The 326-nt window shown below is 62.6% G+C and carries 1 protein-coding gene; it reads right to left on the reverse strand.

Translation table 11 applies throughout. The annotated features are described in order from the left end of the window. The coding region (locus RVY79_RS18435) for a hypothetical protein (protein ID WP_317465992.1) at nucleotides 1-326 on the reverse strand (326 nt) is incomplete at both ends.

Raw genomic sequence — 326 nt, forward strand, 5'->3', positions numbered from 1 at the left:
GAGGTTTCGCCGAGCCAGGTCAAGGAACTGCGTGCCGGCCGCTTCAGCCAAAGTCGTCACCAACCAGACCCTCTGCGGGTCCGCCGCGTTGGCAGCATATTGGTCGCGCTGTGCCCGTGCCCTCCGGGCGAACCGGGCCAGGATTTCCTCGTCTTCGCGGGACAATAAATTTAGCCGCGCCGGCAACAGTTCCAGGAAGTCGGCAATTTGGCCAAAGACCAGTGGGTCCCTAGTCGCCCTGACTGCATCGACCACCTCCAGCGACCGGCTTTGGCCCTGCGTTGTCAGATTGGCGCTACTGACCACGAACACATCGCCGTCATCCG

The sequence above is a fragment of the Chromohalobacter sp. HP20-39 genome (assembly GCF_033052815.1).
Taxonomy (GTDB): Bacteria; Pseudomonadota; Gammaproteobacteria; order Pseudomonadales; family Halomonadaceae; genus Chromohalobacter.